At 64.4% G+C, this 16,490-nt stretch carries 15 protein-coding genes and 1 pseudogene; 10 read left to right on the top strand and 6 right to left on the bottom strand.

The genetic code is table 11. The features are described from left to right. The first annotated feature begins 5 nt into the window (after positions 1-5). The 3 genes from KB201_RS21105 (at position 6) to KB201_RS21095 (ending at position 2,713) form a co-directional block, all read left to right on the top strand. The gene (locus tag KB201_RS21105) at positions 6-899 is read left to right on the top strand and encodes a CoA ester lyase (protein ID WP_307848105.1); all 894 of its coding nucleotides are present in this window, start codon (positions 6-8) and stop codon (positions 897-899) included. Beyond that, complete coding sequence (locus KB201_RS21100) at positions 896-1,924, top strand: MaoC family dehydratase (protein ID WP_249146198.1); 1,029 nt, start codon at positions 896-898, stop codon at positions 1,922-1,924. Before KB201_RS21105 ends, KB201_RS21100 begins: the two co-directional genes overlap by 4 nt. 63 nt (positions 1,925-1,987) lie before the next feature. Beyond that, on the top strand, positions 1,988-2,713 hold the full coding sequence (locus tag KB201_RS21095; protein WP_211540314.1) for a GntR family transcriptional regulator: 726 nt from the start codon (positions 1,988-1,990) through the stop codon (positions 2,711-2,713). 56 nt (positions 2,714-2,769) lie between these two features. Here the strand turns inward: KB201_RS21095 and KB201_RS21090 are convergent, their stop codons facing one another. From KB201_RS21090 to KB201_RS21070, 5 genes are all read right to left on the bottom strand, one after another. Next, positions 2,770-3,483, bottom strand: a complete 714-nt coding sequence (locus KB201_RS21090; RefSeq protein WP_211540313.1) for a GntR family transcriptional regulator — start codon at positions 3,481-3,483, stop codon at positions 2,770-2,772. A gap of 29 nt (positions 3,484-3,512) precedes the next feature. Next, positions 3,513-3,833, bottom strand: coding sequence for an NIPSNAP family protein (locus KB201_RS21085; protein WP_211540312.1), 321 nt, complete (start codon positions 3,831-3,833; stop codon positions 3,513-3,515). Beyond that, positions 3,823-4,536: a GntR family transcriptional regulator gene (locus tag KB201_RS21080; RefSeq protein WP_211540311.1), complete on the bottom strand. Its 714-nt coding sequence runs from the start codon at positions 4,534-4,536 to the stop codon at positions 3,823-3,825. The genes KB201_RS21085 and KB201_RS21080 overlap by 11 nt, the downstream gene beginning before the upstream one ends. An 83-nt stretch (positions 4,537-4,619) precedes the next feature. Then, positions 4,620-6,770 (bottom strand): acetate--CoA ligase family protein, encoded by a 2,151-nt coding sequence (locus KB201_RS21075; RefSeq protein WP_211540310.1) that lies wholly within the window; start codon positions 6,768-6,770, stop codon positions 4,620-4,622. A 55-nt stretch (positions 6,771-6,825) separates the two neighbouring features. After that, positions 6,826-8,016, bottom strand: a complete 1,191-nt coding sequence (locus tag KB201_RS21070; RefSeq protein WP_211540309.1) for an acyl-CoA dehydrogenase family protein — start codon at positions 8,014-8,016, stop codon at positions 6,826-6,828. A 441-nt stretch (positions 8,017-8,457) separates the two neighbouring features. On the opposite strand from KB201_RS21070, the gene KB201_RS21065 reads away from it, so the two are divergent. The 7 genes from KB201_RS21065 (at position 8,458) to KB201_RS21035 (ending at position 15,670) form a co-directional block, all read left to right on the top strand. Continuing rightward, on the top strand, positions 8,458-9,603 hold the full coding sequence (locus KB201_RS21065) for an LLM class flavin-dependent oxidoreductase (RefSeq protein ID WP_211540308.1): 1,146 nt from the start codon (positions 8,458-8,460) through the stop codon (positions 9,601-9,603). Positions 9,604-9,655: 52 nt separating this feature from the next. Then, entirely contained in the window at positions 9,656-10,450 is a 795-nt protein-coding gene (locus KB201_RS21060) for an N-acyl homoserine lactonase family protein (RefSeq protein WP_211540307.1), read from the top strand. A gap of 173 nt (positions 10,451-10,623) precedes the next feature. Beyond that, positions 10,624-12,102, top strand: a complete 1,479-nt coding sequence (locus KB201_RS21055) for an aldehyde dehydrogenase (protein WP_211540306.1) — start codon at positions 10,624-10,626, stop codon at positions 12,100-12,102. Positions 12,103-12,268: 166 nt separating this feature from the next. Then, positions 12,269-13,645 carry an LLM class flavin-dependent oxidoreductase gene (locus KB201_RS21050; protein ID WP_211540305.1) on the top strand — a complete coding sequence of 459 codons (1,377 nt, stop codon included), beginning with the start codon at positions 12,269-12,271 and terminating at the stop codon, positions 13,643-13,645. Next, entirely contained in the window at positions 13,642-14,427 is a 786-nt protein-coding gene (locus tag KB201_RS21045; RefSeq protein WP_211540304.1) for a citryl-CoA lyase, read from the top strand. The genes KB201_RS21050 and KB201_RS21045 overlap by 4 nt, the downstream gene beginning before the upstream one ends. 2 nt (positions 14,428-14,429) lie before the next feature. Continuing rightward, positions 14,430-15,176: a 3-oxoacyl-ACP reductase FabG gene (gene fabG / locus KB201_RS21040; RefSeq protein WP_211540303.1), complete on the top strand. Its 747-nt coding sequence runs from the start codon at positions 14,430-14,432 to the stop codon at positions 15,174-15,176. Then, positions 15,173-15,670 (top strand): MaoC/PaaZ C-terminal domain-containing protein, encoded by a 498-nt coding sequence (locus tag KB201_RS21035; RefSeq protein ID WP_211540302.1) that lies wholly within the window; start codon positions 15,173-15,175, stop codon positions 15,668-15,670. Before fabG ends, KB201_RS21035 begins: the two co-directional genes overlap by 4 nt. Before the next feature lie 161 nt (positions 15,671-15,831). Here the strand turns inward: KB201_RS21035 and KB201_RS21030 are convergent. After that, positions 15,832-16,101 (bottom strand): annotated as a pseudogene (locus KB201_RS21030) (helicase associated domain-containing protein); the annotation flags it as partial. Positions 16,102-16,490 lie beyond the last annotated feature (389 nt).

Here is a 16,490-nt window from a genome sequence, read left to right as displayed (position 1 = left end):
TGGCTGTGATTTCTACCGAAACCAAACGACCGCGTCGATCCGCGCTGTACGTGCCGGGCGACAATCTCCGGGCGATGGAGAAGGCGCAGTCGCTGCCCGCCGACGTGATCATCCTCGACCTCGAGGACGCGGTGGCCCCCGACCGCAAGGCCGAGGCGCGCAGGCGGATCGTCGAAACTGTCGACGAACGAGTGTTTGCGCCACGCGAGGTGATCGTCCGGATCAACGCACTCGGTACCGAGTGGCACGACGACGACCTCCGGGCGGTGGCGGGGTCGGCGGCCGCCGGCGTGCTGGTTCCCAAGGTCTCCTCCGCCGACGAGGTCCGGCAGCTGGCCGAGTCATTGGACGTGTATTCGGATCGGGGCGATCTCGAGCTGTGGGCGATGATCGAGACGCCGACTGCGGTCTTGCACACCGAGGACATCGCGTCGGCATCGGAACGGCTGACCACGCTGGTGATCGGAACCAACGACTTGCTCAACGGGCTGCGCGCCCAGGAACGAGCAGATCGCGGGACAGTCTCAGCCGCACTGCAATTGGGACTTCTCGGTGCCAGGTCGGCCGGCAAGGACATCCTCGACGGGGTGTTCAACGCGATCCGGGATGACGAGGGTTTCCGCGCAGAGGCCACCCAGGGTCGAGCCCTCGGGTTCGACGGCAAGACCGTGATCCACCCCTCGCAGATCGAGCCAGCGAACGCGATCTTCGGTCCGTCGGAATCCGACGTGGAGCGTGCCCGGGAGACGGTGGCCCACTTCGAACAAGCCCTGGCCGACGGAAAGAGCGTTGCGGTGGTCGAGGGGCGGATGATCGAGGAGTTGCACGTCCAGGAGTCGCGCCGCATTCTCGATCTCGCCGAGGCGATCAACGAACTCGACCGGGGTCTCGTCAAATGAGCACACCTACCACGAGCACGTCCAGCGCCCCGGGAACTCCTGGGGAGCAACGCATCCCGTCCGGGGCGTTCTTCGACGACCTTGCGGTGGGACAGTCGTACAGTTCACCGGGACTGACTGTCACCGACGCACTTGTCGCTACGCACCGGGCCATTCTGGGCGACCGGACCCCGATCGCGCTTGACACCTCCCTCGCGGCGAGTGTCGTCGGGGGAGGGGCTGTCGCACACCCGGGGCTGGTCTGGGATGTGGTGATCGGACAGTCCACGCATTTCACGCAGCGCGCCAAGGCCAACCTGTTCTACCGCGATCTCGCGCTCCGTCGGCTCGTGGAGGTCGGCGACACGATCTACACCGACACCGAGGTCGTCGCGCTGCGGGAGAACAGGGCCAAGGAGGGCCGCCATCCGACGGGGATGGTGGCGCTTCGGATTACTGCGGCCGACCAGAAGGGCCGCGCCATCATGGACTTCTCGCGCTGCGCAATGTTGCCGATGAGCCGCGCCGGGATCACGACCGGACACCAAGACGATCTCCTGGGACCGGGCGACGGCGTAGACGGTGGATATTCGAGAGAGCTCGTCGCAGGCTGGGATCTGACCCGTCACCCGAAGGGTACCAGGGTCGAAAAGCGTGATCGGTTCGTCGACGGGCACGGTGATGTGGTCTCGTCCGCGCCCGAACTGGCGCGTACCACCTTGAACCTGGCAGCGGTCCATCACGACGTCCGGGCCGCGGGCGCGCAGCGACTGGTCTACGGCGGCCACACCGTAGGACTCGCCAATGCCCAACTGGCGAAGGCTTTTCCGCATCTCGTCGCGGTCATCGGATGGAACAGTTGCGATCATCTGGGACCGGTGCACGAGAACGACACCGTGTTCAGCACCATCACCGTCGAGGGCGTCGACGACGTCGGTGCACACGGTCAGCTGGTCGATTTCCGGTGTCAGGTGTTCAAGGTCGTGGACGGACCGCCCGTCGAGGTGCTGGACTGGCGCCCCCGAGCGTTGCTGGCTCTACGATAGAACCGATGCCGTAGATGTTCTCTCGCACAACCGAAACCAGGGATGAATAGCATGGCTCGTCCGATGACCCTCGACTCGCGCACTCTCGTCACCCAGATCTCAGATCACCTCCGTGATCAGATCATCAGTGGGGAGATCGCGGCCGGTAGCCGGATCCGACAGGACGAGTACGCGGATGCGTTCGGCGTCAGCCGGACCCCGCTACGCGAGGCGCTGCGCCTTCTCGAGAGCGAGGGCTGGCTGCAGATCAAGCCGCGTTCGGGTGTCGAGGTCATCAGCTTCTCGCCGACCAAGGTGCAGGAGATCTTGGTGATGCGTCTGTTGCTGGAACCGCTCGCCGTCCGGGTCGGAGCGCTCTCCCACACCGACGCCGACGCGGCGGCGCTGCGCGAGTTCATCGCCCCCGCCGAGAACGCCGACGACAATGCCGCCGAGGCGTACGAGATGTCGAACCGGCGCTTCCACTACGGCCTGTACGGAATCCGTTCCGGCCAGGTCAACGCGCTGCCAGGTCATCAGACTCTCTCGACGTACTGGGAGCGCTATTCGCGCTACCGTCGTGTCTACTTCACCCGGGACAAGGATTCGGTCGGTCATTCGGTGCGCGAGCACGAACGGATCTTCGCGGCCTGGTGCGACCGTGATGCCGACCGCGCCGAGGCAGAACTGGCACGTCACATCCTCAGCGCGGGACGCTCACTCATGCGCTCCATCGAGCACGACGCGGAACTGACGGTGGGCGCCGAGTTGAAGCAACTGGCGGAGCGGTATGACTTCGACCTCGCGTGACCCGCGGGGCCTTCGGGCCCCGCCCTCGGATTCCATGCGTTCTGAACTTTATGCGTTCAGAACTCGATCACGGCTTCGAGTCGCGCCGCGAGCGACCGCCCCGCGTTGCGAAAGTGCCGTTCGGTGACGGTGCGGGCACCGTCGCCGTCGCGCGCCATCAGCGCTGTGAAGATCTCGTCGTGCTCGACCCGGCTGCAGCTGATCTGCTCGGGTACGAGTTCGAAGAAGGTGCGCGGAACCAGTCGGCCCGCATTGCGCAGCTGGTTGATGAGGGACTCCGCTCCGGATGCGAGATTGATCTCGCGGTGGAAGTCCCAACTGAGGCGCACCAGGTCGTTCTCTTCGGAGGCCGATGAAATACGTGCCCAAGCCCTAGTGATCTGTGTTCTCGCGGCGTCGTCCATGCGATACGCGGCCCATTTGGCGGCGACCCCCGACAGCACCGCCATGACGTCGAAGTTGTCACGAACATCCTGCGGGGTGAGTCCGATCACGGTCACCCGGCTGCGTTGGGCGACATGCGCGAGACCCTCTTGTGAGAGCGTGAACATCGCTTCACGCACCGGAGTTCGGCTGGTCCCAAATCGTTCGGCGAGGAGGTCGAGATCCAGCCGTGAGCCACGCGTGTAGTTGCCGAGCAGGATCTCCTCACGCAGTATCGCCGTGATCCGATCCGCCACGGTTCCGCCGACCACGGACTCGACGGCGGGCCGCGGGCCGCCGGGCCACGGATTGGCGGAGTCCAGGTCATGCCCGTCAGGCGCACTCATATTCGGTCCTCACACACCCATGACAGGTGTCACTGAAACATCGCAGGATTGATCACGCGACGACGGACCGCTGTGATCAACGGGCCGTCGGCTTCGCTCGCCGCCTTGGCCTCCAGCCATTCGGGATCGCCCAGGAATGTGTTCCATTTTTCCTCGATGTCGGCGTACGACGTGAATTTGAGGGCGTACACCAATTCGTTCACGCTGTCTTCGCCGAAAGCGGTGTGACCGATGAACGCAACCTCCATGCCGTGCTTGGCGAACAGTCGCAGGGTGTGTTCGTTGAACCGCTTCACCAGCCGGGGCAGCATTCCCGGGACGGCGGTGTACTCGCGTAATTCATAGATCATTCTTGCTTACTCCGTTTTGTTCGATTCGAGGGGCCGAATTGGACTCGTCGTCTTTCATCTTCGACGCCAGCAGAGCGCCGGCCTGGAGGAAGTGACGCTCGGTGATCTCACGCGCCTGGTCGGGCTGGCGTGCGGTCAGGGCATCGACGAGGGCTGCATGTTCGCGGCGACTGCATGCCCGCTGTTCGGGGATGTCGGTGAAGAACGTCTGCGGGATTCGCAGTCCCACGCCTCGTAGCTGATTGAACAACGGGGGTGAGTCCGATCCGCGGTTGATCTCACGGTGAAATTCCCAATTCAACCGTGCGACATCGCTTCCGGAGGCTTCGTCCAGCTGTTTGGCGAGCACCTGGATTCGACGGATGTCGTCGTCTGTCATGCGTTCGGCCGCCCACTGGGCCGCCAGCCCAGAGAGGACGGCCATCAGCTCGAAGTTGTCGGCGACGTCCTCCGGTGTCACTCCGACGACGATCGGTTTGCTCCGGGGGGGAACGCGGAGCAGGCCTTCGTGTGCGAGCTCGCGCACGGCCTCACGGACTGGAGTGCGGCTCGTTCCGAATCGACTCGCGAGGTCATCGAGGTCGAGACGCTCGCCGCGCGCCAGCGCACCACTGAGAACCCATTGCCGCAGGACGTACACGATTCGCGAACGGGTCGTCCCCGCGACCTGCAGGCCGACGCTCATCGAGTTCACCTCTGACATGCGTGCGCCTCAGCCGCGGCCGGGATCGTCGTGCTGGTCATCGTCGCCCTTCGCCCCCAGATTGATTCGGTAGTATACGTAGGTCATCGGCTCAGCGATGCTGGCTCCCGTTCTGACTCGCCGGGCGTGATGAGGGCGTCCAGCGCGACCGTGGACCCGTCGGAGTCCAGAACGCGAAGCGGGTTGATCTCTACTTCCTGGAGCGCCCCGGGTCCCTCGACCATCGTGATCAGGTTCCGTAACACACTCTCCACTGCGGCGCAGTCGACCGGCCGCCGACCCCGGAAACCGGAGAGAATAGGCCATGCTGCCAGCTCCTTGAGCCCGGCTCGGAGCTCGGCAGAACTGGGTGCACCCGAGAAGAAGACCACGTCTCCCAGAACCTCGGTGAAGATCCCGCCGACCCCGACCGCGCTGATCGGACCGAAAGTGGCGTCGCGCTGCACGGACACGATGAGGTCGGTTCCTGGGGTGGCCATGTGTTCGACGAGAACGCCGTCGACCGCGGTCGCCTCCACACCGGCCGCCCGAGCGCCCTCGAGCAGGTTATCCCATGCCGACAAGGCTTCCCTGAGTTCGGTGACGCCCAGTATCACGCCGTTCACCTCGGTTTTGTGTGGCAACGCGGCCGATTGGATCTTCATCGCGACTGGAAAACCGACCTCGGTGAGTGCGGCGGAGAGGTCCTCCCGGCTCTCGACGAGCGTTCCGCGCGGAACGCTCACTCCACGCTCGCGGAGACTGCGTTTGGCGGTTGCCTCGGTCCACTCGCCGGGCGCGTCGCCAAGAGCGTTCGTCGATTCGCCCCGAGGCGGGTCGACGCCCGCCCGGGAGGTGTCCTCGCTGACTAGTGCGCGCCACCGGCGGAAGGCCTCGGCGTTGGCGAGCGTGCGAGCCATGCTGCGCGTAGAAGCAAACGGCAGGATGCCCCGCTCTTCCAGAACCGTGCAGCCGGCACCGCGTCGAGGACTCGACCAGACGGCGACCACCCGGCCATCGGAGGCGGGACCTTCTTCGAAGCGGAGCATCTCTTGGATGAACCGTTCGGTGATGGCGCCGTAGTCCCCGGGAATCGGTACCACGAGCGTGTTGATCCCGGGATCGGAGGCGAGGGCACGCACCGCGGCTGCCGCCATCTCGGGACGTCGCATCACCTCCATGGTCAGGTCCAACGGGTTGGCGGCGTTGGCGAATTCCGGGAGGGCCTCACGGAGCGCCTGTCGTGTGGCGTCCTCGAGCGCGGCGGGCCGGATCTCCTCTAGTTCGAGCGCATCAACGGCGGCCACGGCTGCACCGCCGGAGAAGCTGACGACGCACGGCGAGTCGCTGCGTGCGGGCACGCCGCGGGCGAAATGACTCACCGTCTCGGCCAGCTCGTCGATGTCGTCGACGACGGTGACGCCGTGCTGACGGAGAAGCGATCGGGCCACTTTGCCGCGGGCGCCCATGTGGGCGGTGTGGCTCTGCGCGGCGAGCGCGCCGCTGTCTGTCCGGCCCAAGACCATGGCGGCAACCGGTTTGCCCGCAACCCCCGCGCGTCGCGCCGCCGCGAGGAATCGCGCGCCGTCGGAGAATCCCTCGATGATGCAGGCGATTGTGGTGATCTTCGGATCATCGACCAGGTGCTCGATGAAGTCCGACAGTTCGAGGTCCACCTCGTTGCCCGCAGACAGCCAGCAGCCGATGCCCACCCCACGGTCCATGTACTGCATGACATTTCGGCCGAGAGCACCGCCCTGGGTGATCAGGCCGATCGAGCCGCCGACTCGGTCGGCCGAGGCGCCCGACGAGACGCTCATGAAGATTTCGTCGTTGACATTGGTCAGGCCCGGGCAGTTGGGGCCGTAGATGCGGATGCCGTACGCGCGCGAGATCTCTCGGAGCTTCTGCTCCTCGACGCGGCCCGACTCCCCGGCTTCTCCGAGACCGCCGGTCGGGATGATCGCGAATCGTACGCCCCGTTTCGCGCAGCGCTCGACGGCGTCGACCGTCGATGCGGCACTGACCATGACGACCGCGGTGTCCACCTCATCCTGCGGGAGGTCCTCGATCTGCGCGACGCAGGGATGGCCTTCGATCTCGGATCGTCGGGGGTTGACCAGGTGGATCGAGCCTTGGACCCGCGAGTGGTTGACGAGGTTGAGCGCTGCATCGTAACCGGGCGAGCCGGGTGTCCCGGAGGCGCCGATGAGGGCCACCGATCGCGGAGTCAGCAGGTAGCTGAGGTCTGTCATGTTGTCTCCTTCATTACGGTGGCCGGTGACCCTTTCTAGTCGTCGCCGGAGGTACTCAGACGAGTGCGGAGATCCCGAGCTGGCTACGCGCGATCACGAGCCGCTGCACCTGGGAGGTGCCCTCCACGATCAGTCCGCCTCGCGCGTCGCGGAAGATGCGCTCCAGTCCGTATTCCTTGCTGAGCCCCATCGCGCCGTGGACCTGCAGAGCGTTGTTGGCCACCTCGAACGCCGTCTCCGTCGCATGGAGTTTCGCGATCGCGCACTCGACCTGTTTGGATGCGCCGGCGTCGAGCGACCGCGCGGCGGAGTAGGCTAGGGCGCGGGTGGCGCTGGTCTGCACCCGCATGTCGGCGATCAGCTCCTGCACGAGCTGGAACTCGCCGATCCGCTTACCGAACTGCACACGGTCCTGGGCGTAGCGGGTTGAGATGTCGAGCGCCCGCTGGCTCGCGCCGACCGCACCCATCGCGACGTTCAGGCGTCCGATGTCGAGACCGGCGAGGAACAGCTTCGATCCCTTGCCGATGTCGCCGATGATTGCGTCGCGGCTGACCCGGGCATCGGTGAACACGAGTTCGGATGTGGTGGTGGCCTTCAGGAACATCGTCTCGACCCGCCGACCCTCGAAGGAGCACTCGTCCGGATCGATGAGGAAGGCGGTCAAACCCTCCGGACCGTCTGGCTGGCGGACGTTGGCCAGCAGGATGCCGAAGTCGCCGATCGCGCCGTTGGTGATCCACAGCTTTGTGCCGTTGATGACGAAGTCGCCGTTGTCATCAGGGACGGCCGTCGTGTCGAGGTGCCGGATGTCGGAGCCGTGGTCGGGTTCGGTGAGACCGAACCAGGCCAGTTTCTCACCGCGCAGAAGCGGTTCGAGGTAGCGACTGCGCTGTTGTGGAGTGGCTCCCTGATCGAGGATGACCGCGATCATGTTGATGACGCTCATGGTCGACCGCAGGGAAGTCCAGTGGTATCCGGCCTCCTCCATCAAGACCGCGAGATCCATGTAGGCGAGTCCGTGACCGCCTGCTTCCTCGGGCAGGATGCCGCCGAGGTATCCGAAGTCGGCGAGCGCCGGGAGCAGTTCGCGGGGGAACCTCCCGGCGTCCTCGCACTCGGCGATGATCGGTTCGACGTGTCGGTTCATGTAGCCGCGAACCGTGCCGAGCAGATCGAGCTGCTCGACCGACAACATCGTGGTCATGATCGCGTCCACGCCGAGATTGTTCGCCTGACGGGTCATGGGTCTCCTCGAATCGTGAGTAGAAGTTTGTGGAACCGCGGAAGTGGGCCGTGATCGACCGCCGGCCACTCCCGAGCGGTCGGCACACCCGAAGAGCGCACGCAGTGATGCGGGACACGCTTACGCTACACCAGCATGACGATCTGAGGTGCAATATATCAGATTTCTATCTGGACTGCCCCGTCGGCGCTGGAGGTCCAAAAATGGCTCCTGAACTGCTGCTTGTACCGGCTCGCGGGCTTGGCCGGGAGCCGGGCAATCGATATAAGTTCCAAGCCGGAATTTCGATATTGAGCTTCAGATCTGATATACAGTGAGACAGGCCACATGCTACGAGTCCAAGAGGCATGGATCATATCGGCCTCGCTCCTCACCAAAGTCGGAACGCGGGCCGACTGACCGGCCCTTCTGAGAAAGACCGCAAACACAAAGGAGATCTGAATGAAATTCGGCGTGCTGTTCCTACCCTCGATCGGACCCTCGGGCACGGAGAACACCAGCGAGAACTACAACGACATGGTCGACGACATGCGCGAGTACGCAGTGCTGCTCGACGAGCTCGGCTACGACGCCATGTTCATGACCGAACATCACTTCGAGGTCGAGGGTTACGAGGTCAATCCGAACACCCTCATGTGGGCGGTCGACCTCGCCGCGCGCACCGAGCGCATCAAGTTCGGCTCTCTCGGCATGCAGGTCGCGAGCTGGAACCCGGTGCGCCTGGCCGAGGATATCGCGTTGGCTGATCAGCTGACCAAGGGCCGCTTCATCGCCGGTCTCGCCCGCGGCTACCAGAAGCGCGAGAACCTGGTTCTCGGCGCGAATTGGGGTGCGACGATCGCGAGCCCGGACAAGAGCGAGGCCAACGCCCGCAACCAGCGGTACTTCGAAGAAGCGCTGGAGATCATGAAGAAGGCCTGGACGAACGAGACCTTCTCGCACGACGGCGAGTTCTTCCAGATCCCGCCGGCCGGGATCGAGTGGACCCACCCCGAGACCACCAAAGGTGTGGAAAACGGTCAGCTGACCGAGGTTGGTCTCACCCCGCGTCCGTACACCAAGCCGTACCCGCCGCTGTGGCAGGTCATCTCGAACAGTGAGGCGACCGTCCGACTCGCTGCTGAAAACGGTGAGACGCCGCTGTTGATGATGCAGCAGGTCGAGACCGCGCGCGAACTGTTCAACATCTACAAGGAAGCCGGTGGCAAGGACGGCAAAGAGCTCGGGTTCGGCGAGAACACCGCGCTGGTCCGTGACACCTACCTCGCGGACACGACCGAGGAGGCGCGTGAGGACTTCAGCTCCTACGCCGGCGACACATGGCTGAAATGGCTTGCCCCGTACGGCTTCATCGAGGCCATGAAGAAGCCCGGCGAAGAATCGATCCCCTACACCATGGAGACCGTCATGGACCGCCTGAGCATCGTGGGCGACCCCGCCTATGTGTCGGGACGAATCCAGGAGTTCCGCGACGAACTCAACCTTCCATACTACATCCTGTTCGCCTACAACGCGATGCCGAAGGAAAAGGTCATGAAGAGCCTTCGCCTCTTCGCCGAGCAAGTGATGCCGAAGTTCCAGGACTGACCCGAGATCCAGGAATGAGCTGGGTGAGACCGACAAACCAAGGGGAGGCAACATGAAGCACTCGGCGGGTGCCGTGCGCAATGTCTGGGCGCTCGATGCGCCGACAATGACCTGTGACAAGAGTATCTTCGTCATCGGTTCCGGGGGCGAGAACGTCACCGTCCCGGTTCCGGCGTTCCTCATCGAACACGACGACGGTCTTGTTCTGTACGACACGAGCTTCGATCCGGACGCGGCGGGGAACCCGGAAGCCATCTACGGGCCGCTGGCATCGGCGTTCCAGATCGATTTCCCCGTCGAGTGCCGGCTCGACACCCAGATCGAGAACCTGGGTTTCAAGCTGACGGATGTCAAACGTGTGGTCATCTCGCATTCACACTTCGACCACACCGGCGGACTCCGGTTGTTCCCGCACGCCGAGGGTTTCATCGGCACCGGCGAACTGCGGTACGCGGGGCGTCCGGACCCGTTCTGCATCGGATTCTTCCGGAAGGAAGACCTCGAGGCGGCAAATCAGATCAGGTGGAACGAGGTGCCGACCGGATACGATCACGACCTCTTCGGTGACGGCAGCATCACGCTGCTCTCGCTCCCGGGTCATAGCCCCGGTCACCTGGGTATGAAGATCGAATTGGCCGACCGCACCCTGGTTCTCGCCGGAGACGCCGGCCATCTCCGCGACAACCTCACCGGCGGGGTGGGCATGCCGTTCGACAACGATTCGATCACCAAGCTCGATTCGCTGCGGCTGCTCAATCTCAAGCAGAAACAGACCAACACCACGGTGTGGTTGAGTCACGACCCCGAAGACTGGGCAGCCCGGGGCTGGCTCCGTGACCTGAACTAGGTGACTGGAGCACCGTAAGTCGCGTTTGGCGGCAGGTCGGGACGAGTACGGCCGCGACCCACTCGTCCCGCCTGTCCGCCGAGCGCACATCACACTGATCGGAACTCTCGGCCTGGAAACTTCGGTCGGATCTGTCTGAGCACGAGGCAATGTCAAGAAAACAGGAGCGACTAATGCATTCATCCGACGATGTTCTGACCCGGGGTGCCTTCATCGACGGTGAATGGATCGCCCGCAGCGAGAACGGTGGATTCATCGAGAGCGTCAACCCTGCCAACGGGCGTGTCTGGGCGAAGGTCCCGGACTCGGGCGCTGCGGAGATCGACGCGGCGGTTCAAGCCGCCGATCGCGCACTTCACCACAGCAACTGGTCTCGGCTGGCGGCCTCCGAGCGAGGCGCCATGCTCTACCGGTACTCACAACTGATCACCGAGCGGCGCGACGAGATCGCCGCAGCCGAGGTCAGCGACGCCGGCCTCACCCTGGCCGATGCGCGGACCGATGTCGGCGCGGCCGCTGCCTGGTTCCGCTACTTCGCCGGCCTTGCGGACAAGATCGAGGGGACGACGGTCCCGGCAAAACCCGACTGGCACGCCTACACGATGCGCGAACCGGTCGGAGTCGTCGGTGCCATCTTGCCCTGGAATGCGCCCACACTGATGTACAGCTGGAAAGTCGCTCCCGCCCTGGCGGCCGGTAACACGATCGTGGTCAAACCAGCCGAACTGACCCCGATCTCGGCGCTGCTCCTCGCCGAGATCGCCTTGGAGGCGGGAATTCCTCCCGGTGTCTTGAATGTCGTTCCGGGATACGGCAACACGGCAGGCGAAGCCTTGGTCGCTCACCCCAAGGTGGCCAAGATCGCGTTCACCGGTGAACACCGCACTGCGCAGCACATCGCCAAGGTCGCCGCGGACACTCTGAAGCGCTTGAGTTGTGAGTGCGGCGGCAAGGCGCCGCACATCATCATGGCCGACGCCAACCTTCCGAAGGCGGCCAATGCCGCGGCGTCCTCGGCGTTCCGCCGGGCCGGCCAGAGCTGCGCGCTGGGCTCGCGGATCTTCGTGCAGGAGACCGTCCACGCCGAGTTCGTCGATCTGCTGGCGCAGGCGGCCGAGAAGATCCGGGTCGGTGATCCGCTGGATCCCGACACCGATGTGGGTCCGCAGGCCAGTCAGGCCCAGCTGTCCAAGACGCTGTCCTACGTCGACATCGCGCACGAGGAGAAGTCCGATCTGGTCTTCGGCGGCCGGAAGCCGGACGAGCCGGCGCTCGCGGACGGGTTCTACGTTCTACCCACTCTGTTCGACAACGTGGGCAACGACACGAGACTCGCGCAGGAGGAGGTCTTCGGACCGGTCGCCGCGGTCATCCCCTTCGCCGGCGAGAAGGACGTCATCGAGGCCGCCAACAACGTCATCTACGGACTGACCGCGGGCCTGTGGACCAGAGACCTCGGAACCGCCCACCGAATGGGACGCGCACTCAAGGCCGGGTCGATCTGGACGAATGTGTACCCCGCGGTGCACTGGTCGCTTCCATACGGCGGCGTGAAGTTGAGCGGCTACGGCCGCGAGAACGGTCTCGCCGTGATGAACGAGTACACCTCCACGAAGACGGTCGTGGTGAACATCGAGGACGACGACGAATAACACAGCAACGCGTTTCGCCCGGCCGCGCCGTGGGTTTCGGGCGGTGTAGCGCGAAACGCCAGACGATCCGGCCCGGACATCTACTGACTACAAGAGAACGCGGACCGCCGAACTCGGGTCTTGTTCCCACGGAGTGAGCTGCCCTGTGCAGTCGAAAGGACATTGAATGACAGTCAGTCGACCGAGACAGATGTCTTTGGTTGCGTTCATGCAGGCATCCAATGTGTCGGTGTATGCCGGCTCTTGGCGCTGGCCCGCGAACACACCGGACTATCTCGATCTCCGCTATTACCAGCGCATCGCCCGGACGCTGGAGGACGGCGTCTTCGACCTGCTCTTCTTCGACGACCGGTTGGCCATGCCGGCCATCTACGGCGACTCGTCGGACGAGGCGGTCCGGACCGGTGCGCGGCCCGTCAAACTCGACCTCAGTGTGATTCTGGGTGCCATGGCGGCCGCCACCGAGCACATCGGTCTCGGCGCGACCTACTCGACGACGTATTACTCGCCTTACCATGTGGCACGGACGTTTTCGACGCTCGATCACCTTTCCGATGGCCGGGCCGCGTGGAACGTAGTCACGTCGGTCAACGACACCGAGGCCCAGAACTTCGGGCTCGATGTGCACCTTGACCACGACCAACGATATGACCGTGCCGAAGAGTTTATCGATGTGGTCGCCAGCCTGTGGGACTCGTGGGAGGACGGCGCCATCGTCGCCGACCGGGCCTCCGGTCAGTTCGCGGACCCGACGAAGGTCCACGAGCTGAACCACAGGGGCGAATACTTCAACGTCCGCGGCCCGCTCACCTCGCCCCGGTCCCCCCAGGGGCGTCCGCCCATCATCCAGGCCGGGTCGTCTGGTCGGGGCCGCGAGTTCGCGGCCAAGTGGGCCGACCTGATCTTCACAGGTGTGCCGAACAAGGCGGTCGCCAAAAAGCACTACGCAGACCAGAAATCGCGGGTCGCAGCCATGGGCCGCGATCCCGATTCGGTCCGAATCCTGCCGATGGCCTACGTCGTCGTGGGCGAGACCGAGTCGATCGCACGTGAAAAGGAGGAGATCTTCCTCCACCACCTCGTCGACCCGATGGCGTCGCTGGCCCTGCTGTCCGAGGTCACGAACTACGACTTCGCCGGCCACGAACTCGACGACCTCATCACCGACGAACTCCTGGAGAAGGTGACCGGAATCCGCGGGCTGGTCGAAGGAGTCCGGCAGTCGGTCGAGGGTCCCCTCACCCTCCGATCACTGGCGGAGCACCGCGCCACGCTTCTGCAGGGCCCCCGCTTCGTCGGAACCGGCGAGCAGATCGCCGACCAGATGCAAGAGTGGTTCGACGACGAAGCGTGCGACGGATTCGTCGTCGCCGCAACGCACCTGCCGGGGACATTCGAAGAATTCGTGCGAATGGTCGTTCCTGAGCTGCAGCGTCGAGAAATCTTCCGTCGGGACTACGAAGGCTCGACCCTGCGCGACAGCCTGGGTCTGGACCGTCCTGAACGGTACGTGGGTGCTGAAGGTGTCGAGGTGGCCGGATGAGCGCCCCCGAACGCCCCGCCGACGTCATCACCGTTGCCGGACGCAATCTGGTCGACGAACTGATCGGGCAGAAATCGTTCAGCGAGATGGTCGAACTCCTCATGACCGGGGGTGAGCCGACTCCCGGACACACCGCCATGATCGACGCTCTGCTGGTCACCTTCGCCGACCACGGTGTCACGCCGAGTTCGATGGTCGCCCGGCTGACGCTGCTCGGGGCTCCCGAAGCGATGCAGGCGGCGGTCGCCGCGGGCCTGTGCGGGGCCGGGTCGGTGTTCCTCGGAACCCTGGAGAACTCGAACGAGATCCTCGCCGCCGCACTGGCCGGCCGGGAGTCGGTCGGATCGATCCCGCAGGCGGCCGACTCCGTTGTCGCCGAGGCGAAAGCCGAACAGCGCCAGGTCATCGGCATCGGGCATCCCGAGCACAAGTATGAAGACCCCCGCGTACCGCGCCTGCTGGAGATCGCCGATGAGCACGGTGTCCGCGGACCGCACACCGAGTTGTTGCTCGCACTGCCCGCGGCGTTGCAGCGCGCCGGGGGTCCGCTTCTGCCGGTCAATGCGGCCGGGCTGGCGGGCGCGCTGATCGCCGACATGGGGTACGGTCCGTCGTTTGCCCGGGGGATAGCGGTGATCGCGAGGGCCGCTGGCCTTGTCGGACAACTGCTCGACGAGGAACGCAATCCGACGGCACGTCTGCTATGGGACCGCGAACGAACCAGTCCAGTCGCGGGCGCCGCCCACGAAGCGGTCGCCTCGCTCGAAGATCGGAGACAATAACAATGTCAGGCGAATTGGAAGGGCGCGTAGCGCTCATCACGGGAGCCGCGCGCGGAATCGGGAAGGCTTGTGCGCAGGCACTTCTCGATCATGGCGCAAAGGTCGCACTGCTCGACCTCGATCACGCTGTGGTGGACACGGCCAAGGGTCTCGACCCCTCGGGTGAGCGGGCGATCGGTGTCGTCGCCGACGTGACGAATCCCGATCAGGTCGGCACGGCCGTCGCGGAGGTTCGTGAGAAGCTCGGCGACGTCGGGATTCTCGTCAATAATGCTGGATTCCCTCGGGACACGTTCCTGGCCAAGATGAAGCTCGAGGACTTCCAGCGCGTCATCGACGTCGTCCTGACAGGCTCGTTCGTGTGCTCGCAGGCGGTGATCGGGTCCATGATGTCGCAGAAGTGGGGACGGATCATCAACATCTCCTCCCGCAGTCACCTCGGCAACCCGGGGCAGACCAACTACTCCGCTGCCAAGGCCGGGCTGATCGGATTCACCCGTGCGCTGTCGCTGGAATCAGGCAAGTTCGGGATCACCGTGAACGCGGTGGCGCCCGGGTTCGTCGAGACGGAGGCCATGAAGGCCCTCGACAACTACGAGGTGCTCAAACAACGGTCCGTAGACAAGTCGCCTCTCGGCAGGGTCGGTCAGCCCGAGGAGATCGCCGACACGGTCGCCTTCCTCGCCAGCCCTCGCGCCGGTTACATCAGCGGCGACACGGTTCACGTGACAGGTGGTCGCTACTCATGAGCGAAGTCGTCACCGACAACTCACGTCGGATCGCATATTTCGAAGACCTCAAGGTGGGTGAGCGCTACGTCACCGCCAGTCGAACCGTGACCGAGACCGATGTCGTGAACTTCGCGGGACTGTCCGGCGACTACAACCGCCTGCATGTGGACCGGGAGTTCTCGGCGAGCACGTCGTTCGGCGAACGTGTCGCCCACGGTCTGCTCGTGCTCTCCATCGCCTCGGGTCTCTCCACGCGCCTCCCGATCAGTGAGGCACTGCAGGAGAACATCATGGGCCTGCTGGATCTGCAGTGCCGGTGGCCGGGGCCGACACGCTTCGGCGACACGATCCACGTCGTACTGACCATCACCGACCTCGCCCCAACTCGTTCAGGTGGCCGTGGCGTCGTCACCATGACGCGCGACGTGGTCAACCAGCGTGGCGAAACCGTGATGGCGAGCACGTGGAAGTTGCTCATCCGGAGAAATGCCGCGGCGGGGCCAGGGGAGTAAGACTCCGCATGTGACACCGCGACAGAGACGGATGGAACGGGCAGGCCACAGGGCCGACTTCTCGAGACGAAGGTCGTCCCTGTGGCCTGCCAGAACCCACCCTCAACGAGCAGCACGCCATCGGCAGGTTGTTATCAGTGCTCCTATCTGCTGCGTGCCGGCTATCTGCGCTTCGCTTGATGGCGAAGACTCGCTCGGATTATCATGCGGCACAGAGCGTTTACCGATACTGCGCGGGTCACGATTCTTCCGTTCCTGCCGATCCGCTGCACTCGTTCGGCCGGTAGCCGGTCGTCGCGATAGTCAGAGCGACGGTTGGCTACCCACAGGCCGATCTTGAAGTCATCGATAATGTCGTGTTGGCGGACGTTGCTGGGGACCAAGCTCGACCCATACACAGCAACGTAGCGGCGCAGGTGAGAGATGCCCTCCTCGAACCGAGCAGCCGCCCGAGACTCCGCTTCGCTGCGCTGCCGCCCCCCTGCCGGTCGGTTGCCCTATGGTCATCCGTACCCCAGCTCATTGGATGCCCGGCACCACGCTGCAGCAATGTCTCATCTTGAGGGAGTGGTCCCGGCGTCTGAGCCGATTCCTGGGTTCGTCTGCTGATTTCTCCGGTTGAGCGAAACTTGCTGCAGACCAGCCGCACATCGAACGATCTCACCCTGGTCTTTAAGGGAGACTCGGCAGGCCCAGCCGCCACCGACCTCAAGCGAATTGCTGGTTATGAACCCATCGACACTTGTCAACGGCCAGTTTGATGTCCCCGCTGGTGGCCAGGTAGAAGTCCCCACCCTGTGCGGGATGTTCTTAGGTTGGC

This window comes from Gordonia sp. SCSIO 19800, assembly GCF_018132775.1.
Taxonomy (GTDB): Bacteria; Actinomycetota; Actinomycetes; order Mycobacteriales; family Mycobacteriaceae; genus Gordonia; species Gordonia hongkongensis.
Note: the sequence above shows the minus strand (reverse complement) of the source record. Positions and strands in the feature narration are given on the sequence as shown.